A 17,676-nucleotide genomic window follows, 5' to 3' on the forward strand; every position below is an offset into this window, starting at 1 on the left:
GATCGAGCCGTGAGCAGTGCCGAAACCATACGTCGGCACCCACTACCTGGGTCAACGGTTACATTCATGCCGGATTTAATGTGTGAGGTCCGTATCATGAGGGCATGCTTTCGCCGACGACTGCGCAGGACTTCGAGCAACACCGTGGCCACCTGACGTCGGTGGCCTACCGTCTCACCGGAAGTTTCAGCGACGCTCAGGATGCGGTGCAGGAAGCGTGGATACGGCTTCAAGTTGCCGAAAACACGCGAGGCGACGAGTTGCAGATCCGCGAACTGCGCGGATGGCTCACCACAGTTGTCGGCCGCATCTGCCTCGATCATCTCAAATCGGCCGCGGTCAGACGAGAAAGCTATGTCGGACAGTGGCTTCCGGAGCCGATCGTCACGCCCGTCGACGCCACCGCGGGCACACCCTCAGCGACACCCGATCCGCTGGAGTACGTCGTGAGGCAGGAACAGAATCGTTTTGCTGCCCTCGTCGTCCTGGACACCCTTACTCCCGCTCAACGCGTTGCCTTCGTCTTGCATGACGGCTTCGACGTGCCCTTCGCCGAGGTAGCGCGCATCCTCGACATCGAAGTAGCCACTGCCCGTCAGTTGGCCTCGCGGGCCCGTAAAGCCGCAGTTTCGGCGCCGGTCCCGGTCAGTAGCGAGGAGCATGCTGCCGCCGTCGAGCGATTGGTGACGGCTATCGCGAGTGGAGATCTGAACGCCGTGATCGATGCACTCGATCCCGATGCCGTCCTGATCGGTGACGCAGGCGGAACTACCCGCACGGCCGTCAACGTCGTTCGCGGCAGTGATCGTGTGGCGCGGTTCTATCTGGGGTTGGCCCGCAAGTACGGACCGGCGGCGTTGTTCTCGATGTCGCCAGTTCTCGTCAACGGACAGCTCGGCGGTGTATTCGCCGGCTCACCGGGGGACGACCAGTACCCGCAGTTCGCCGCTCGCGTTGCCGGCTTCACTGTCCGCGACGGAGTCGTGTGCGCGGCCTACGACATTGCGAATCCAGCCAAGTTCAGCGCTGTGCCGATGCTCGATCACACCGAACCCGAACGCAAGTAGCGAGACTCCCATTCCTCGAGGTGTGATCTGGACACCTGCGTGCCGAACCACAGTCGGTGCAGTACATCCGATCCCAGATGATGCAATTCGGTGTGCGTCCTCCACTGCTGCGACGCCCACTCGGGTTCGTTGTGGGCGGCGTCGATCCCGGCCATCGCGCTACCTCGCAGTTCGAAGTCCAGGTCCCGACGAAGCTCCGAAAGCTCCGACCAATTCGCCTGTGGTGCATAGTGCCTCGCGCGAATTTCGGTCAGCAGCTTGAACAGGACGCTACCCGCCCGTTCGTCGACCCAGATCAGAGTGCGTCGATGCGCACCGCGCCCCACCGTCCACAGGACCACCAACGCCACGACGACGCCGATTGCCGTCTCGAGCATGCGGCTGAGGATCAGATGTCGGACGGTCCCGTGCGCACCACCGGCCGCGCCGAGGAGAATCGCGAGGGCGGTGATGAAGATGACGGCTATCCCGTAATTCCGCACCAGGAACAGCTCGATCCCCGCCATCAGGACTGCAAGTACCGCCACCAACCACAGACCGGTCGGACTCCAGGCGTAGATGGCACCCAACAGAATCAACCCGAGGACGGTTCCGCCGATGCGGTGGATTCCGCGATAGGTGCCCAGTATTCGATCCGGTCCCTGATGAAGGACCATCGCCGCGGCGATCACCGCCCAGTCCGGGCGATCGATGCCGAGCAGGACGGTGAGGGTTCCCGCCGCCATACAGGCAATGGACAGCCGAAGTGCCGTCACCGACGCTCGGCTGGACGGATTGCAGGCGCGGAGGAACCGATATCGGATCGTCGGGTCGGGCAGAGGCGGGTGGGCCCCGACCTCGTCGACGTCGAACGCGGGGTCCGCCATGAGCTCCGGATCGTGGTCGTCGGAGATCGCCCTGGCCATCGAGATCTGCGCTCGTTCGAGTTCACGGGTCAACGGGTGGTCTTTCCCGACGATTGCGCCGCGGTAAAGGCAGTGCCACGCGTCGTGCAGCCGAAGTGCTGCAGCGTGGCGTTTGTCTCGCGTGAGTTCGGGTGGGGCGTACGTCGCCTGAGCGTCCGTGTACTCCGCAACGGCCGAGACGGCTGCCTGTACGGCGCTGCGTTCGACAGCTCTCGGTGCCCACAGGATTCCCGTCATCGAGACGACCACCGCGCTGATCCCACCGATTGCCGTCCACATCGCGACCTCGACCGGCGGCTGACCGGGAGTGGCGATCACGGAACTGATCTCGGTGGTGAGCAACAGAAAGAACGCGCCCGGTGGACCCAATCGAAGCGCGTCGACGGTGAAGGCGCAGGTCGACACCACGACGGCCATGATCAGCACGACAAAGACGAGCAGCACCGTCGGCGCTCCCTCGGCGATGGCTCGGTGGACGGGCTCACCCACCGATGCCCCGACGAAGGACAGGATCGTCAGCGCCGTCGCAGCGATACCGACTGCCTTCCACCTGCTCCGGTACGGACGACCCTCACCGTAGATCGATGCAAATGCACCGAGGCCGACCAGGAGCGAAGCAGACCCGAATCCGAGCAGTGTGGCGATGGCCGCCGGAATCGCCAGGGCGAGGGCGACGCGAACCGCTCCGGGGTACCGGTTTCCCACCGGCGGCAATCCGAACAGGACGCTGCGCGCCGGCCGCGGAGCCGGGAGGTCGGACTCGTGACCCGCTGATGTTTCTTCGGGGTCCACTGCCCATCCTTCGCGCCGGCCTGTTCGTGTCTGTGTCGTCCCATTCTTGCGGGCGGCCGACGTGGAATTCGAGGCGGGTCCGGAGGTCGATTCGACCACCCCTTTATTGACACTATGTCAACAGTGTGGATGATAGGTGGAGTCGGATCCGCTCGCGGGTCGCACTTCATCGATCGGGAGAATCACGATGACGCAAGGATCTACCGCAACCCGGACCGCAGAACGACGGTCCCCGTGGATGGACGACGAATTGGAGGCCGTGGCCGACCTGGCAAGGAACTTCTTCGCCAAACACGTCACACCGCATCAGAAACGCTTCGCGTCCCAAGGTTTTCCCGACAAATCCGCATATCGAGAACTCGGGGCGCTCGGGCTCGCCGGCATGTCGATCCCCACCGAGTACGGCGGCGGAGGAGGAACTTTCGCGCACGACGCCGTGCTGTTCCACGAGCAGGTCATGGCGGGTGATCATTCACTCCAACTCGGCGTGCACTCGGGAATCGTGCCGCACTACCTCAATGCCTACGCCGATCACGAGCACAAACTGCGCTGGCTACCGAAACTGGTGAGTGGCGAGTGGGTGGGCGCAATCGCCATGACCGAGCCCGGCACCGGATCCGACTTGCAGAACATCACCACCCGAGCCGTCCGCGACGGTGACGACTATCTGATCAGCGGCGCAAAGACCTTCATCTCCAACGGTCGCAATTGTGATCTGGTGATCATTGCCGCCAAGACCGATCCCAGCCTCGGAGCGCGTGGAGTGTCGCTCATCGTGGCCGAGGTCGATGACAACACACCGGGTTTCGAGCGCGGGCGAATACTCGAGAAGGTCGGACAGAAGGGCCAGGACACCACCGAGCTGTTCTTCGACCGCTTGCGGGTGCCTGCAACAAACCTGCTCGGGGACCGCGAAGGCACAGGGTTTGCCCAGCTGATGCAGCAGCTACTGCCCGAACGATTGATCTGCGGAGTTGCAGCCACTGCGGCAATGGAGCGTGCAGTCGCCCTCACCGTCGAGTACACCAAATCCCGAAACATGTTCGGGCAAACGCTCTTCGATCTTCAGAACACGCGCTTCGAACTTGCCGAGTGCGCGTCCATCGCTCGTATCTCACGAACGTTCATCGACGACTGCATCGTCAAATACCTTGCCGGCCAGCTCGATGCGACTACCGCCGCGATGGCCAAGTACTGGCTCACCGATCAGCAGTGCGCCGTGATCGACCGCTGCGTGCAACTACACGGCGGGTACGGCTACATACTCGAATATCCCATCGCTCAGATGTATGCCGACGCTCGTATTCAGCGAATCTACGCCGGATCGAACGAAGTCATGAAGGACCTCGTGGCGAGATCACTCTGAGCAATCAGGAATCCGCCTCGCACGCCGGCAGAACGTCACGCACGATGGCGAGCAAACTGCGTACCAGCAGAAGGTGCACCTGTTCGCGGTCGAGCGCTCCCGTCACCAGCCACTGCTTACTGGCGGCCTTCGCCAAGCCTCCGTACGCCACGATCATCGAATGAACAGCAGCCTCACTGCCTTCACTCGGTCGAATCTCGAGCGCATCCATCATGCGTCGCGCAGCAACGTCGTCAGCATCCTGCAGGATCCGATCCATCTCGGGATCACGGCGGAGGTCGTCGGACATGACTGTCGAGATCCACATGTCGCGATGACGCCAGGCGACGTCGAGCCACCGATCGATCACGGCGCCGATCCGCTTCTCCTGGCTCGCCGATCGCGGAATGCGGTCCACCGCCACTTCGGGAATGAAGACGAACCGCCGCACGACGTCGAGATACAACTCCCGCTTGGAGCCGAAATAATGATTGAGCAGCGGACGTCCGACCCCAGCCGCCTTGGCCAACTCGGTCATCGAGACGTCGGCAAAAGACTTCTCCTCGAAAACCTTTGCCGCGCTGACAATGATCTGCTCACGCCGGTCTTCGGGACCGAGACGCCTTCCGCCTGTGGCCGACGCGGACGTCATTCTTTTCTCGCGGGCGTGCTGTTGACCGTCGCCTGCGCCTCGACCATGAGCGAAATGTGCTCCACCAAACGCTTTCGAGAGATCTTGGAGGACGGGGTGTGCGCCTGATAGATGAACGCGAGGGCACCGAACAGCCCCACCGAATTGAGTTCGGAGTTCGCGGAGTCGGTTGCCTCGCCGCCGTACATCAGCTCGAGCGACGCGGAAATCGGATTCGTGAACTCCGCCATCAATTCTCGCCCTCGATCCCACAGCGCAGGTTCCGCCTGGGATTCGACGAACATGATGCGTCCACGTCGAGGATCTTTGAATACGTAGTTGGTGAAGGCCTTCACCACGTGGCGGATCAGGGCCGACGGTTCGGAAGGCGCCGCCTCGAGAGCGTCCAGAATAGTGTCACGCGCACCGAGAACGACCTCGTCGAGCACGGCGACCAGCAGTTCGTCACGGTTGGCGAAGCTCTCGTAGAAGTACCGTTCGGTCAGCGCGGCCTCGCGGCAGGTCGCACGCATGGTCGCGGCGGCCGCTCCCTCGGTGCCCATGATCTGCAACCCGGCTTCGATCAGCTGTGCCCGGCGCGCGGCGCGGCGATCTTCCGGTTCCTGCCCACGCCACCTGCGCGGGCCGGTGCGCCGAGCCTCGGTATCCGTCATGTCCCCATGTTCTCACTGACCGGCAGCGCTCTCGACCTCAGGTTATCGCGGCGACCTCCGCAAGCGAACTGACATCGCCCGATGTCAATCAGTTGAATTCTGACATCAACCGCTGTTGACATCACTTGATGTCAGACTTACTCTTCGTTCAGTTGTTCACGCACCAATCAGGAGGCGTCACACATGGTCGACATCGACCCAACCTCGGGGCCATCTGCCGGTGACGAGGAAACTCGAACTCGCCGAACACGAGTCGTCGTCATCGGAGCCGGTTTCGGCGGCATCGGAACGGCTGTCCGCTTGAAGCAGTCCGGGATCGACGACTTCGTCGTTCTGGAACGTGCCGCGGAGCCCGGGGGGACCTGGCAGGTCAATACCTACCCCGGTGCACAGTGCGACATCCCGTCGATTCTGTACTCGTTCTCGTTTGCGCCCAATCCGAACTGGACGCGGCTGTATCCGCTACAGCCCGAGATCTACGACTATCTCCGGGATTGCGTCCATCGCTTCGGACTGGCCGGTCATTTCCACTGCAACCAGGACGTGACAGAAGCTTCGTGGGACGAGCAAGCCCAGATCTGGCGGGTACACACTGCGGAAACCGTGTGGGAGGCACAGTTCCTGGTCGCGGCCACCGGCCCGTTCAGTGCCCCCGCCACACCCGACCTTCCCGGGCTCGAATCGTTTCGTGGTCAGATGTTCCACACCGCGGACTGGAACCACGACCACGACCTTCGCGGTGAGCGGATAGCCGTGGTCGGCACCGGCGCCTCTGCGGTGCAGATCATCCCCAGACTGCAACCGCTCGCGGACACGTTGACCGTGTTCCAGCGGACACCGACGTGGATCCTGCCGCACCCGGATCAGCCGATGACCGGCTGGCCGAGCGATCTCTTCGAGCGGGTGCCGCTCACCCAACGACTGGCACGCAAGGGACTTGACCTGCTCCAAGAAGCCCTGGTACCCGGATTCGTGTACAAGCCGTCACTGCTCAAAGGGCTGGCCGCACTCGGCCGAGCACACCTTCGCCGGCAGGTGCGGGACCCGGAGCTTCGCGCAAAGCTGCTCCCCCACTACGCATTCGGATGCAAGCGTCCGACGTTCTCGAACACCTACTATCCCGCGCTGGCGTCACCCAATGTGGAGGTGGTGACGGACGGAATCGTCGAGGTGCAGGAGCGCGGAGTCCTCACCGCGGACGGCGCCTTCCTGGAAGTCGACACCATAGTCATGGGAACCGGCTTTCGTATGGGAGACAACCCGTCGTTCGACATCATCCGGGGCAAGGACGGCCGCAGCCTCGCGCAGACGTGGAACGGCAGTGCCGAGGCCTTCCTCGGCACCACCATCAGCGGGTTTCCGAACTTCTTCATGATCCTCGGCCCCAATTCCGTGGTCTACACCTCGCAGGTCGTCACGATCGAAGCGCAGGTCGAGTACATCGTGAGCTGCATTCTTCAAATGGACGAGCGCGGCATCGGCAGTATCGACGTCCGGGCAGACGTGCAGAGAGAGTTCGTGCGCGCGACCGACCGCCGACTCGCCACCAGCGTATGGAACGCCGGCGGGTGCAGTAGTTACTACCTCGTCGACGGCGGCCGCAATTACACCTTCTATCCCGGATTCAACCGATCCTTCCGCACCAGGACCAAACGAGCCGACCTCGCTCACTACGCGCAAGTACAACCCGTCTCGTCCGAATCACTCACCACTGCCCGAGAAACCGTGAGGAGCCGATAATGCTCGGCATCAACGCCTTCCGAGGCACACCCGTCGTCGCACCGTCCGGCGCGCGCCGCTACACCGACGAAGCACATGCGATCGCCGCCCGTGACGTCGAATTCGACTGGGACGGCGTACCACTGCATTACGTGCCGAACGAACCGCTGGTCACCCACGTCATCAACTTCATGCATCTCGTGTTGCCCGAGGGAGAGCGGGCCATGTCCGCAACGCTCGCCGAAGCGCTCCCGCTCATCGAGGACCCCCGCCTGCACGAAGAGGTGGTGGGATTCGTCGGCCAGGAAGCAACACACGCGTCGTCGCACAAAGGTGCACGCGAGCATCTTGCGGACCTCGGCATGGACATGAAACCGATGTCACGCCGGATGGACTGGCTCGTGGACAAGATATTGGGCGACAAAGGATTGACCGGAAAAGCCAAGCACGCCTGGCTCTGTGAACGTCTCGGCTTGTTTGCCGCGATGGAGCACTACACGGCGGTGGTCGGGGAATGGCTGCTCACCGATCCCGCCCTCGAAGATGCCGGCATGCACCCGACGATGCTCGACATGGTCAAGTGGCACGGCGCCGAGGAAGTCGAGCACCGCAACGTGGCCTTCGACGCCTACATGTACGTGGACGGTAGCTACGCCCGCCGCGTTCGCACGGCGCTACTCGCCAGCTTCACGTTGTTCGTGTTGTTCATCGCCTCGATGAACTACCTCTTCCGGCAGGACCCGTCGAAGGCGAAGGGCCGCCTGTGGCCTCTGCAACTGATCAGCGCCACTCGCCGCGGCCTGGTCCCGAACATGAAATTCCTGATCACCGAGATTCCTCCGTATCTGCGGCCGAGCTTCCATCCGTCCCAGATCGGGGACATGGACGTAGCCATGCGCTACCTCGCTCGCTCACCTGCCGCCAATCGTTCTTCCGAAAAGAGTGAAGGATGAACAAGACGACTGCCGACCGTCCTCACGACGCACAAGACTTCACACCGACCCGGTCGTTGAGGATTGCCGCACAGGCGACGAGCGCATACCGTCGAATCTTTGCGTCAAGTCCTGCAGCGCAGATACTTTCGCGTCCCAACCCGGTCCGCTACAGCGGATTCGACATGACGCTGGACGTGAAGTCCGTCCGGTTCGAGTGCGCAGACGTCCTGAGCGTCACCTTGACCCCGAGGGAAGGAATCACCCTGCCGTCGTGGATTCCCGGCGCTCACCTAGACGTCATTCTCCCCTCGGGAAGGCAACGACAGTATTCGTTGTGCGGAGACCCCGACGACTTGACCTCGTATCGGATCGCCGTCCGGCGGATCGACGAGGGCGGGGGTGGCTCCCGCGAGATACACGAGTCGCTGAAACCCGGAATGGTTGTCGACGTACGAGGGCCGCGGAATGCATTTCCTTTTGTCACTGCTCCGTCGTACCTCTTTGTTGCGGGCGGAATCGGGATCACTCCGATACTTCCCATGGTGCAACGCTGTCACCGCCGCGGAGTCCCGTGGCGATTGGACTATCTCGGACGAACTCGGGCAGCTATGCCATTCCTGAACGAGATCGAGGAGTATTCCAGCGGCCGGGTAACCATCCGACCCGACGACGAGCTGGGTCCGACGGATATCGGAACAGTCGTCGCTGCTGCGGATCCCGGTGCCGCGGTGTACACGTGCGGACCGGTTCCGCTGATGAACACGGTGCGTGCGGCAACTTTCGCCGCCAACCCGACCGGATCGGTGCACAGCGAGAGGTTCTCCCCACTCCCGGTAGTCGACGGCAAGGAGTTCACGGTGCATCTGGCGCGCACCGGTCTCACCGTCGATGTGGGCGAGTCCGAAAGCGCCTTGGCTGCAATACGACGCGTACTTCCCGGAGTAGCGTATTCATGCCAACAGGGCTTCTGCGGTACATGCAAGGTCCGGGTGCTCTCCGGGACCGTCGAGCATCGAGACACCCTCCTCACCGAATCCGAACGTACTGGTTCGATGTTGACCTGTCGATCACGTTCCACCGGTGGGTCTTTGGTGGTGGACCTGTGAAGGGAAAATTCTCTCTTTCTGCGGCCGAGGCAGCCTTCATCCGCTCCGCTCCGCTGGTGATCACTCACCGGATCGAATCCGAAGCGACATGTGAAAGCTTGTGGCAGACGTTGACCTCGGACGGAGCGCTCACGTCGTGGGCGCACGGGATCACCGGAGCCGACTGGACCTCGGACAGACCATTCGGCATCGGGACTACGCGAACCGTGCGAGCCGGCGCTTTTGCTGCACTGAACGAGCGATTCTTCCGCTGGGACGAGGGGCGCCGGATGTCGTTCTACGTGGAGTCGGCGTCACTTCCGGGGTTCAAACGCTTCGCCGAAGATCTGGTGTTGGAACCGACTTCGACTGGCAGCCGCCTCACCTGGACGTTCGCTGTGCAAGCGCAGCCGTGGTTCGCCCCCATTCTGACTCTGTCCCGACCGATCCTCCAACGCGTCACCCGCGGCTGGGCCGACGGCGCCGTCCACCACACACTTCAAGGAACTCCACGATGACGGCGACCGAGATCGACACGACCACACAGGCGCCCGACGACACAGTGACACAGGCAGTGCGCGACGCCCGTACTGCTTCCGAATGGTGGGCAGAACTGACATTCGAGCAACGCGCTCGTCGACTGGATCGGTGGCGAGGAATCATCGCTCGTCGCGCATCCGAACTCGCCGACGTCGTGCACCGGGACATGGGCAAGCCGCACCCTGACGCGATGCTCGAAATCGCCATGGCACTAGAACATCTCGCGTGGGCGTCGCAGAATGCCCGAAAGGTACTGGGCAGGCGCAGCGTCCGCTCCAGTTTGTTGACGGTCAATCAGGCCGCCTCGGTGGAGTATCGACCTCTCGGGGTGATCGGTGTGATCGGTCCGTGGAACTATCCGGTCTTCACCCCACTCGGTTCGCTCTCGTTCTCGCTGGCTGCAGGCAACGCCGTGGTCTACAAGCCGAGTGAGTTCGCACCGGCAGTCGGGCAATGGTTGGGCCGCGCCTTCGCCGAGGTCGTCCCTGAACATCCTGTGCTGCAGGTCGTCACGGGCGATGGTTCGGTCGGCGCGGCACTGTGCCTGGCCGGTGTCGACAAGATCGGGTTCACCGGATCGACCGCGACGGGCAAGAAAGTCATGGCAGCGTGCGCCGAGACCCTCACACCGGTGTTGATGGAATGTGGTGGTAAGGACGCGCTCATCCTTGATGCCGACGGAAATGTCGGTGCCGCCGCGGATGCTGCGGTGTGGGGAGCATTGTCCAACTCCGGTCAAACCTGTCTGGGCGTCGAGCGTGTATACGTGCACGAACATGTCTACGGCGAGTTTATCGACAAGACAATCACTTTGGCTGCCCGAGTTCATGCGGGTCCGGATGCCGAAGACAAGATCGGTCCGATCACCATGCCCTCGCAAGTGGCTGTAATCCGGCGCCACATCGACGACGCGATGTCGCGGGGTGGACGTGTCGTTCTCGGAGGGCTCGGCTCGATCTCCGGCCAGTACGTGCAACCGACCATCATGGTCGACGTCCCCGAAGACAGCCTCGCCGTCACGGAGGAAACTTTCGGCCCGACGATGACGATCACCAAGGTCGCCTCGATGGACGAGGCGGTGGAGTTGGTCAATGCGTCGCCATACGCATTGGGAGCAAGCGTGTTCGGCAAGGACGGAGCGGCTGTTGCCGATCGGCTCCGATCCGGAGGAGCGTCGGTGAACTCTTACGTGATGTATGCCGCGGTTCCCAACCTGCCACTGGGTGGGGTCGGAGCATCTGGTTTCGGACGCGTTCACGGCCCAGATGGTCTGAAGGAGTTCACCTACGCTCGTTCGACGACCCGGCAACGATTCCGTTCGCCCCTACCACTGACGACGTTTCGACGGACCGCCCGAATCGACTGGCTGGTCAAGGTTCTCATCCGCGCGCTACACGGAAGGCACTGAAGCAATGACGGGACGCTTGTCCGCAATTGCGGGAACAGTCCGCGATCTGGGCATTCCACTGCCCGGACGCCGAATCGACTACGACGTCGCCGGGAAGGTCGTACTGATCACCGGTGGAGGTGACGGTATCGGTGCAGCGCTGGCGCGCACTCTCCACCGGCGTGGGGCCACCGTCGCACTGGTCGACGTCAACGAGAGTTCATTGGCAACGGCCGAGCGCTCATTCGAGTCACAGCGAGTCGTGACGGTGACGGCCGATGTCCGAGATCGGGACGGTATGAAAGCGGCCGCGCGCACGATCGTCGAGCAGCTGGGCAGAATCGACGTCGTGGTGGCCAACGCCGGAATCACCCCTCCCCCGGCAACATTGCGCCAGATCGATCCCGACGCCTTCGATCGTGTGCTCGACGTCAATCTCACCGGCGTCTTCAACACCGTGCATCCGACCATCGACGAGGTGATCCGCAACAGTGGGCACATCGTCGTCGTGTCATCGGCGGCGTCGTTCGCCCCCGGTTTGGGCGGCGCTTCGTACATGATCAGCAAGGCTGGGGTCGAAGCGCTCGGCCGGGCGCTGCGTCTCGAGGTTGCCGGCTACGGCGCTACTGCCGGCATCGCGTACTTCGGGATGGTGGATACACAACTTGCACGCGCAACACTCGACGACGACGAGATCGGGCGCAAACTCGACGCTCGACTACCTGGTCCCCTCCGTCATCGAATCTCCCCGGACCGTGCCGCCACCGTGATCGCCGACGCGATCGCGCGCCGCGCCGCCCGGACCCTTGCCCCCGCTGCCTGGGAACCCTGGGCGTGGGGACGCGGATTCATCAATGTCCTTGCCGACGGTTACCTGGCAAAAGACAAACAGGCACACGACCTGATCCGCGAACTCGAAGACAGAACCACCGCTGCGGCCCCGACGAATGCATCAGCCCTGCCAAAGGCATCCAGGAGAACATCATGACTACGTTGTGTGCAGCCTTCCAGCGAGTGTCGGCGGTAGCGCCCGACGCGGTGGCTTTGCGAGACATCGGCGATGCGCGAACACTGACGTGGCGCGCGTACGGCGAACAGGTTCGCGATGTTGCCGCGGGATTGGCCGGAATCGGCGTGGGACATGGCGATACGGTTGCATTGATGATGAGTAACCGCATCGAGTTCTACCCGATCGACGTCGGCGCCCAACACCTCGGCGCGACATCCTTCTCCATCTACAACACGTCGGCACCCGAAGCCATCCAGTACATCCTCGCCAATTCCGGTGCGCGAGTGCTCGTCTGCGAGGCCCAGTACGTGGATACCGTTCGCCGATCCGGTGCCACACTCGACACGATCGTGGTCGTCGACGCGCAACCGTCTGCCCAGCAGTCCGGCACCCTGACGCTGGAGCAGATGAAGTCCTCTGCTGCAGCCGATTTCGATTTCGAGAGCACCTGGCGTGCGGTGAAACCGAACGACGTCGCCACGTTGATCTACACCTCCGGCACGACCGGCAACCCCAAGGGCGTCGAGACGACTCATGCCTGTCTGTTGTTCGAAACCACCGCCGTCAGTGCTGTACTCCCCGTCGAGTTCGGTGACCGCATCACCTCGTACATGCCGTCGGCGCACATCGCCGATCGGCTCACCTGCCTGTACATGCAAATGGTGTTCGGCACCCAGATCACTGTCGTGCCGGATCCGAGCCAGGTAGCGGCTGCGCTTCCGGACTGTCGCCCCACGATCTGGGGCAGCGTCCCCCGTGTGTGGGAAAAGCTGAAGGTTGCAGTCGAATCGGCCGTCGCCAACGAACCGGACGACGCGCGGCGAGCGGCATTGCAGTGGGCACTCGACGTCGGTCGCACTCGGCTCGCACACTTGCGAGCCGGTGAAACAGTCCCCGCCGAACTGGAAGCGGACTACGCCCGAGCCGATGCAATGGTCCTCTCCGCTCTGCGTGCGAAACTCGGTTTTGCCGAACTGAAGTGGGCCATCTCTGGCGCCGCACCGATTCCGCCGGACACCTTGGCATTCTTTGCAGCCCTGGGAGTTCCGATCTCGGAGATCTGGGGAATGTCCGAGCTGACATGCATTGCGAGCACCGCACCGGCCGAGCCGACCAAGCTGGGAACGGTCGGAAAGTTGCTTCCAGGCATGGAAATGCGCATCGAGGCGGACGGTGAGCTACTGGTTCGAGGACCGTTGGTCATGAAGGGGTACCGCGGCGAACCGGCAAAAACGGCCGAAGCGATCAGTGCAGACGGTTGGCTTTCGACCGGAGACATCGTCACGGCCGACGCAGACGGATACCTCACGGTGATCGATCGCAAGAAGGAGCTGATCATCAATGCGTCGGGAAAGAACATGTCCCCCGCTGCCATCGAGACCGCAGTGAAGACGTCGTCGTCGTTGATCGGTGAGGTCGTGGCAGTCGGAGACGGCCGAAAGTTCAACACAGCGTTGATCACTCTCAGCGCCGACGCCGCGGTCGGAGCGGCACGCTCACTGGGACTTGCGGCCGAGGCCGCGGTACTCGCCAAGGACGCTCGGATCGTCGACATCGTTGCAACTGCTGTCGCCGAGGGAAACTCGCGTCTGTCGAGGGCCGAGCAGATCAAGCGGTTTCACGTACTCACCACGTTCTGGGAGCCAGGCGGCGACGAGCTGACACCGACGATGAAGCTCAGGCGCAAGCCGATAGCCGAGAAGTACGCGTCCGAAATTGCAGCCCTCTATGCGGATTCGGTCGTAGAGGACGTCTACGAGCCTGCGCCCTGCGCATAGATCAGCGTCTCGGTGGCCTTGACCACAAACGTAGCGGCCGATCCCGGAACCAGATCGAGCTCGGCCGCTGCGCTCGCCGTGATGTCGGCAGACAAGCCCGGCTGGCCGGCTTCGTCCTCGGCTCGGACTCGGACGACATCGCCTCGATTTTCGATCTCCGCGATCGTGACCGCAAACGCGTTTCGTGGGCTCCCGTGAGGCGGATCCAGGTAGACCGACACTGCTCGCGGCTCGAAGACTGCCACGGCGGCACTGCCGGCCGGTAGGTCGGTCTCCGTCTGGCCCGCGATATCCACCCCGACCGGACTTCTGAGCATTCCGTCTCCGGCCATCGTGCCGCTGCGCAAGTTGATCCCTGCGATGCGTGCTGCAAATGCACTACGCGGGCGAGTCAGAACTGTTCGTACGTCACCACGTTCGACGACCCGGCCGCCGTCCAGCACGACAACGGTGTCGGCAAGGGCCAGCGCATCCAGAGCGTCGTGCGTGACGAGCACGGCCGTGCGATCTCCTGTTCGGAGCACTCTACGCAGCAACGACCGCAATGCCGGGGCGGAGGCGACGTCGAGCGCAGACATCGGTTCGTCGAGCAGGAGTAGTTCGGGTTCAGCAGCCAATGCCCTCGCCACTGCGACTCGTTGCGCTTGACCGCCGGAGAGCTGTGACGGCTTGCGGTCAGCCAATTCGGCGGCGTCGACTGCGTCGAGCCAGTGGCGCGCGGAATCGGCGGAATCGCGACGCGACCGCCCTGCACTGCGCGGCGCGAACGCCACGTTCGCGGCCGCACTGAGGTGGGGAAAGAGAAGTGCCTCTTGCGCGAGTAGAGCAGTGCCGCGCCGATGCGGCGCCAACGCGACTCCCCTACCGGTATCGGTGAGAACGCGAGAATTCAGTTCGATCAACCCACGCCGCGGGTGATGTAGTCCGGCAACCGCCGCCAGTACCGTCGACTTGCCTGCGCCGTTCGGTCCGAGGACAGCGGTCACCTCACCGGCCGCGACGTCGAACGCCGCAACGACGTCGCGCTCCGGAATCTCGATGTCGACGTGGAGGCCACTCACAACGAACCCGCCGATCCGCGTCCACGCACCGCAACCACGATGACCACCGCGACTACGACCAACACCAGCGAAAGCGCTACCGCTGCATCCGGATCGGTCTCACGCTGGAGATAGATTTCCAACGGCAGGGTACGCGTGACCCCTTGCAGACTTCCCGCGAACGTCAGCGTTGCACCGAACTCCCCCAGTGCGCGAGCGAAAGCCAGCACTGCCCCTGACGCCAGACCGGGAAGCACCAGCGGCAAAGTCACCCGGCGAAGCACGGTGGTCGGGCGGGCTCCGAGCGTCGAGGCTACGGCCTCGTATCGTGTGCCCGCAGTGCGTAGTGCACCTTCGAGGCTGACGACGAGGAACGGTAGCGCGACAAACGTCTGCGCCAGGACCACCGCGGTTGTCGAGAATGCTATCTGGATGCCGAGCACTTCCAGCTGCTCACCGATCAACCCTTTGCGCCCGAACGTGTACAGCAACGCGATACCGCCCACCACGGGCGGCAGAACCAGCGGGAGCAGGATCAACGATCGAAGAACGGACAGTCCCCGAAAATGACTGCGCGCCAACACCGCGGCCATCGGTACGCCGAACAGGATGCACAGCAGCGTGCTCATCGCTGCTGTCTTCAAACTCAGTTTCAACGCGGCAACCGACGATTCGGAAGTCACGAGTTCCCAGAACTGCGACCACTGCACGGTGGCCAGCATCGCGGCCAAGGGAGCGATGACTAACGCCCCGCCGATCAGCGCGGGAAGGTAAATCCATACCGGCAACCCGAGCGGGGCTCGGGCTGACGGTCGTAGGCGTGTCACGGAGCAGCGAATCCCGCGTCACTCAGAACTGCCAGGCCCTTGGGACCCTTCACGAGATCGACGAACTTGGTTGCCGTTTCCGAATTCTTCGAATCCTTCAGCACCGCAATCTGGTACAGGTTGACCACCGTGGTGGCTTCCGGGAACGCGACGGTCTGAACCTTGTCACCAGCGGACTTCGCGTCGGTGACGTAAACGATGCCGGCATCGGCCTGCCCGGACGTCACCTTGTTGAGAACGTCGGTCACCGACGATTCTTCGCTGACGGGCGAGAGGGTCTCGCCGGTGGCCGTCTCGACCTTCTTCGTAGCCGCGCCACAAGGGACCTGCGGAGCGCAGATCACCAGTTGCGTCCCCTCCTTTGCCAGATCGGCGAACGACGCGATGCCCTTCGGATTGCCCGGCGGTACAACAATCGTCAAGGTGTTGCTCGCGAAGTCCGAGGGCGACCCCGCGACGACACCGGCGTCGGTGGCCTTGGTCATGTTGGCGGCGTCAGCCGAGGCGAACACGTCAGCCGGTGCGCCCTGAGTGATCTGAGCGACGAGGTCCGAGGACCCGGCAAAGCTGAAAGTGACCGATGAACCAGGGTTCTCGGACTCGAATTCCTTGCCGAGTTCGGTGAAGCTGTTCTTGAGTGACGCCGCCGCGAAGACGGTGATGCTTCCCGTGGCACTCTCAGTCGAAGTGGTTGTGGTCGGAGCGGCCGACGACGTCTCCGACGAAGAATTGTCGGAGGAACTACAACCGGTCACCAGGGCAAGCGAAAAGGCACCTGCTGCAACAAGTCCGACTACACGCTTCACGAATTTCCTCCAGTATGTTCAAAAACTACGGCGTTTCCACGATGACCGTGGTGGCCTTCACGATTGCGACTCCGATACTCCCGACCTCGAGTCCGAGCTCCCGAACCGCGTCGGTACTCATCAACGAGACGACAGTGAAGGGCCCACACTGCATTTCGACCTGGGCCATCACCTTGTCGGTGACGACCTTGGTGACGAGGCCGGCGAACCGGTTGCGGGCCGAACTCGCACCCGTGAGCGGATCGGCCGGTGCGGGTCCGGCGTTGGACCGGGCGAAGCCAGCCAACTCGGCACCGTCGATGACCTTGCGGCCGGAGTCGTCCGTCGTCGCGGTGAGAAGCCCACCGTCGACCCACCGCCGGACGGTGTCGTCACTGACACCGAGCAGGCCGGCAGCTTCGCGGATTCGAATGTTGGGCACCAGGTGATCGTAGGTCGCAAGTGCGGACCTAACAAGCCGGAATGCTCCGCAGATGCGTGAACTAGTCAATCATGATCACGTATCTGCGGAGCATTGTCGATAGTTGCCGTAGACGAATCAGCGCATCATTCTTCTGCCCAGGGCACACGGCAGGAGTCGGTGCTGAACCCCTGCTCGGTAATCCCCAACGCCGAATACATCCGGGCGCGCATGTTTTCGAGCCCGATCTGATAGGTCAGTTCCACGACGCCCGCTCGCCCGAACCTGCGCTCGAGATCCGCGACCTGTTCGTCCGTCACCCCGTTCTCCCCATGGGGGTCACCGGTCATGGCGTCGGCGTAGACGATCGCGGCCCGCTCGTCTTCGCTGTACTTCGATGAATCCCGGTAGTTCGCGATCTCTTTCAACTTGTCGATGTCCAAACCGTCCAAGCGCGAGAGCATCGTCCCGAAGTCGACACACCACGAGCAGCCGACAGTCCAGGCGACGCGATAGACGGCCAGTTCACGAATGTTCGACGGCAGCACCTTCGACGCCTTCTGCACAGCCATTTCGTGGCGGGCAGCCGCTACGAACAATTTCCAATGGTTGGCCAGGACGGCAAAGGGCTCGGGGACTTCGTCGTACTGCCTGGCGGCGAATTTGTATGCCACTTTGATCAACGGACTGGCTTCTGACGGTGTCACTGCGGGAATGCGAGTCATGGCAAGCCTCC

17 protein-coding genes are annotated in these 17,676 nt (G+C 62.9%); 9 read left to right on the forward strand and 8 right to left on the reverse strand.

Going from position 1 to position 17,676, the window contains the following annotated elements; all coding sequences use genetic code 11:
- Positions 1–104: 104 nt before the first annotated feature.
- The gene (locus tag ACVZUB_RS23120) at positions 105–1,067 is read left to right on the forward strand and encodes a sigma-70 family RNA polymerase sigma factor (protein ID WP_482627804.1); all 963 of its coding nucleotides are present in this window, start codon (positions 105–107) and stop codon (positions 1,065–1,067) included.
- On the opposite strand, the gene ACVZUB_RS23125 is transcribed toward ACVZUB_RS23120, so the two are convergent.
- Complete coding sequence (locus ACVZUB_RS23125; RefSeq protein WP_482627805.1) at positions 1,043–2,764, reverse strand: FUSC family protein; 1,722 nt, start codon at positions 2,762–2,764, stop codon at positions 1,043–1,045. The two genes, ACVZUB_RS23120 and ACVZUB_RS23125, sit on opposite strands and share 25 nt — an antisense overlap.
- A 187-nt stretch (positions 2,765–2,951) precedes the next feature.
- Here ACVZUB_RS23125 and ACVZUB_RS23130 point away from each other — a divergent pair, with 187 nt between their 5' ends.
- Positions 2,952–4,130, forward strand: coding sequence for an acyl-CoA dehydrogenase family protein (locus tag ACVZUB_RS23130; protein WP_054781686.1), 1,179 nt, complete (start codon positions 2,952–2,954; stop codon positions 4,128–4,130).
- Between the two features lie 4 nt (positions 4,131–4,134).
- Here the strand turns inward: ACVZUB_RS23130 and ACVZUB_RS23135 are convergent, their stop codons facing one another.
- On the reverse strand, positions 4,135–4,761 hold the full coding sequence (locus ACVZUB_RS23135) for a TetR/AcrR family transcriptional regulator (RefSeq protein ID WP_030535343.1): 627 nt from the start codon (positions 4,759–4,761) through the stop codon (positions 4,135–4,137).
- Positions 4,758–5,414: a TetR/AcrR family transcriptional regulator gene (locus ACVZUB_RS23140; protein WP_231782463.1), complete on the reverse strand. Its 657-nt coding sequence runs from the start codon at positions 5,412–5,414 to the stop codon at positions 4,758–4,760. Before ACVZUB_RS23140 ends, ACVZUB_RS23135 begins: the two co-directional genes overlap by 4 nt.
- A 183-nt stretch (positions 5,415–5,597) precedes the next feature.
- Here ACVZUB_RS23140 and ACVZUB_RS23145 point away from each other — a divergent pair, with 183 nt between their 5' ends.
- From ACVZUB_RS23145 to fadD11, 7 genes are read left to right on the forward strand one after another with little or no spacing between them, the layout of a single operon-like run.
- Complete coding sequence (locus ACVZUB_RS23145; protein ID WP_482627806.1) at positions 5,598–7,154, forward strand: flavin-containing monooxygenase; 1,557 nt, start codon at positions 5,598–5,600, stop codon at positions 7,152–7,154.
- A complete protein-coding gene (locus ACVZUB_RS23150; RefSeq protein ID WP_256082628.1) occupies positions 7,154–8,086 on the forward strand; it encodes a metal-dependent hydrolase in 933 nt (310 codons plus the stop codon). The genes ACVZUB_RS23145 and ACVZUB_RS23150 overlap by 1 nt, the downstream gene beginning before the upstream one ends.
- A complete protein-coding gene (locus ACVZUB_RS23155; RefSeq protein ID WP_312638184.1) occupies positions 8,083–9,174 on the forward strand; it encodes a 2Fe-2S iron-sulfur cluster-binding protein in 1,092 nt (363 codons plus the stop codon). The genes ACVZUB_RS23150 and ACVZUB_RS23155 overlap by 4 nt, the downstream gene beginning before the upstream one ends.
- A complete protein-coding gene (locus ACVZUB_RS23160; protein WP_312638185.1) occupies positions 9,171–9,671 on the forward strand; it encodes an SRPBCC family protein in 501 nt (166 codons plus the stop codon). The genes ACVZUB_RS23155 and ACVZUB_RS23160 overlap by 4 nt, the downstream gene beginning before the upstream one ends.
- Positions 9,668–11,101, forward strand: a complete 1,434-nt coding sequence (locus ACVZUB_RS23165) for an aldehyde dehydrogenase family protein (protein WP_482627807.1) — start codon at positions 9,668–9,670, stop codon at positions 11,099–11,101. Before ACVZUB_RS23160 ends, ACVZUB_RS23165 begins: the two co-directional genes overlap by 4 nt.
- A gap of 4 nt (positions 11,102–11,105) precedes the next feature.
- The gene (locus ACVZUB_RS23170; RefSeq protein ID WP_030535339.1) at positions 11,106–12,068 is read left to right on the forward strand and encodes an SDR family oxidoreductase; all 963 of its coding nucleotides are present in this window, start codon (positions 11,106–11,108) and stop codon (positions 12,066–12,068) included.
- Complete coding sequence (gene fadD11, locus ACVZUB_RS23175) at positions 12,065–13,867, forward strand: fatty acid--CoA ligase FadD11 (RefSeq protein WP_063315895.1); 1,803 nt, start codon at positions 12,065–12,067, stop codon at positions 13,865–13,867. The genes ACVZUB_RS23170 and fadD11 overlap by 4 nt, the downstream gene beginning before the upstream one ends.
- On the opposite strand, the gene ACVZUB_RS23180 is transcribed toward fadD11, so the two are convergent.
- The 5 genes from ACVZUB_RS23180 to ACVZUB_RS23200 form a co-directional block, all read right to left on the reverse strand.
- Entirely contained in the window at positions 13,843–14,928 is a 1,086-nt protein-coding gene (locus tag ACVZUB_RS23180; protein WP_231782467.1) for a sulfate/molybdate ABC transporter ATP-binding protein, read from the reverse strand. The genes fadD11 and ACVZUB_RS23180 overlap by 25 nt on opposite strands.
- Positions 14,925–15,734, reverse strand: coding sequence for an ABC transporter permease (locus ACVZUB_RS23185; RefSeq protein WP_231782468.1), 810 nt, complete (start codon positions 15,732–15,734; stop codon positions 14,925–14,927). The genes ACVZUB_RS23180 and ACVZUB_RS23185 overlap by 4 nt, the downstream gene beginning before the upstream one ends.
- Positions 15,731–16,540, reverse strand: a complete 810-nt coding sequence (gene modA, locus ACVZUB_RS23190) for a molybdate ABC transporter substrate-binding protein (protein WP_231782469.1) — start codon at positions 16,538–16,540, stop codon at positions 15,731–15,733. The genes ACVZUB_RS23185 and modA overlap by 4 nt, the downstream gene beginning before the upstream one ends.
- Positions 16,541–16,565: 25 nt before the next feature.
- Positions 16,566–16,961 carry a TOBE domain-containing protein gene (locus tag ACVZUB_RS23195; protein ID WP_003940157.1) on the reverse strand — a complete coding sequence of 132 codons (396 nt, stop codon included), beginning with the start codon at positions 16,959–16,961 and terminating at the stop codon, positions 16,566–16,568.
- Positions 16,962–17,086: 125 nt separating this feature from the next.
- Positions 17,087–17,665 (reverse strand): carboxymuconolactone decarboxylase family protein, encoded by a 579-nt coding sequence (locus ACVZUB_RS23200; protein WP_482627808.1) that lies wholly within the window; start codon positions 17,663–17,665, stop codon positions 17,087–17,089.
- Positions 17,666–17,676 lie beyond the last annotated feature (11 nt).

The sequence above is a fragment of the Rhodococcus sp. OS5 genome (assembly GCF_056837585.1).

Bases quoted from the DNA above. Each gene is read 5' to 3' on its own strand.
- ACVZUB_RS23170 (WP_030535339.1), top strand. From the start codon at position 11,106: ATGACGGGACGCTTGTCCGCAATTGCGGGAACAGTCCGCGATCTGGGC.
- ACVZUB_RS23200 (WP_482627808.1), bottom strand. From the start codon at position 17,665: ATGACTCGCATTCCCGCAGTGACACCGTCAGAAGCCAGTCCGTTGATC.
- ACVZUB_RS23155 (WP_312638184.1), top strand. From the start codon at position 8,083: ATGAACAAGACGACTGCCGACCGTCCTCACGACGCACAAGACTTCACA.
- ACVZUB_RS23140 (WP_231782463.1), bottom strand. From the start codon at position 5,414: ATGACGGATACCGAGGCTCGGCGCACCGGCCCGCGCAGGTGGCGTGGG.
- ACVZUB_RS23145 (WP_482627806.1), top strand. From the start codon at position 5,598: ATGGTCGACATCGACCCAACCTCGGGGCCATCTGCCGGTGACGAGGAA.
- ACVZUB_RS23120 (WP_482627804.1), top strand. From the start codon at position 105: ATGCTTTCGCCGACGACTGCGCAGGACTTCGAGCAACACCGTGGCCAC.
- ACVZUB_RS23165 (WP_482627807.1), top strand. From the start codon at position 9,668: ATGACGGCGACCGAGATCGACACGACCACACAGGCGCCCGACGACACA.
- ACVZUB_RS23135 (WP_030535343.1), bottom strand. From the start codon at position 4,761: ATGACGTCCGCGTCGGCCACAGGCGGAAGGCGTCTCGGTCCCGAAGAC.
- fadD11 (WP_063315895.1), top strand. From the start codon at position 12,065: ATGACTACGTTGTGTGCAGCCTTCCAGCGAGTGTCGGCGGTAGCGCCC.
- ACVZUB_RS23130 (WP_054781686.1), top strand. From the start codon at position 2,952: ATGACGCAAGGATCTACCGCAACCCGGACCGCAGAACGACGGTCCCCG.
- ACVZUB_RS23150 (WP_256082628.1), top strand. From the start codon at position 7,154: ATGCTCGGCATCAACGCCTTCCGAGGCACACCCGTCGTCGCACCGTCC.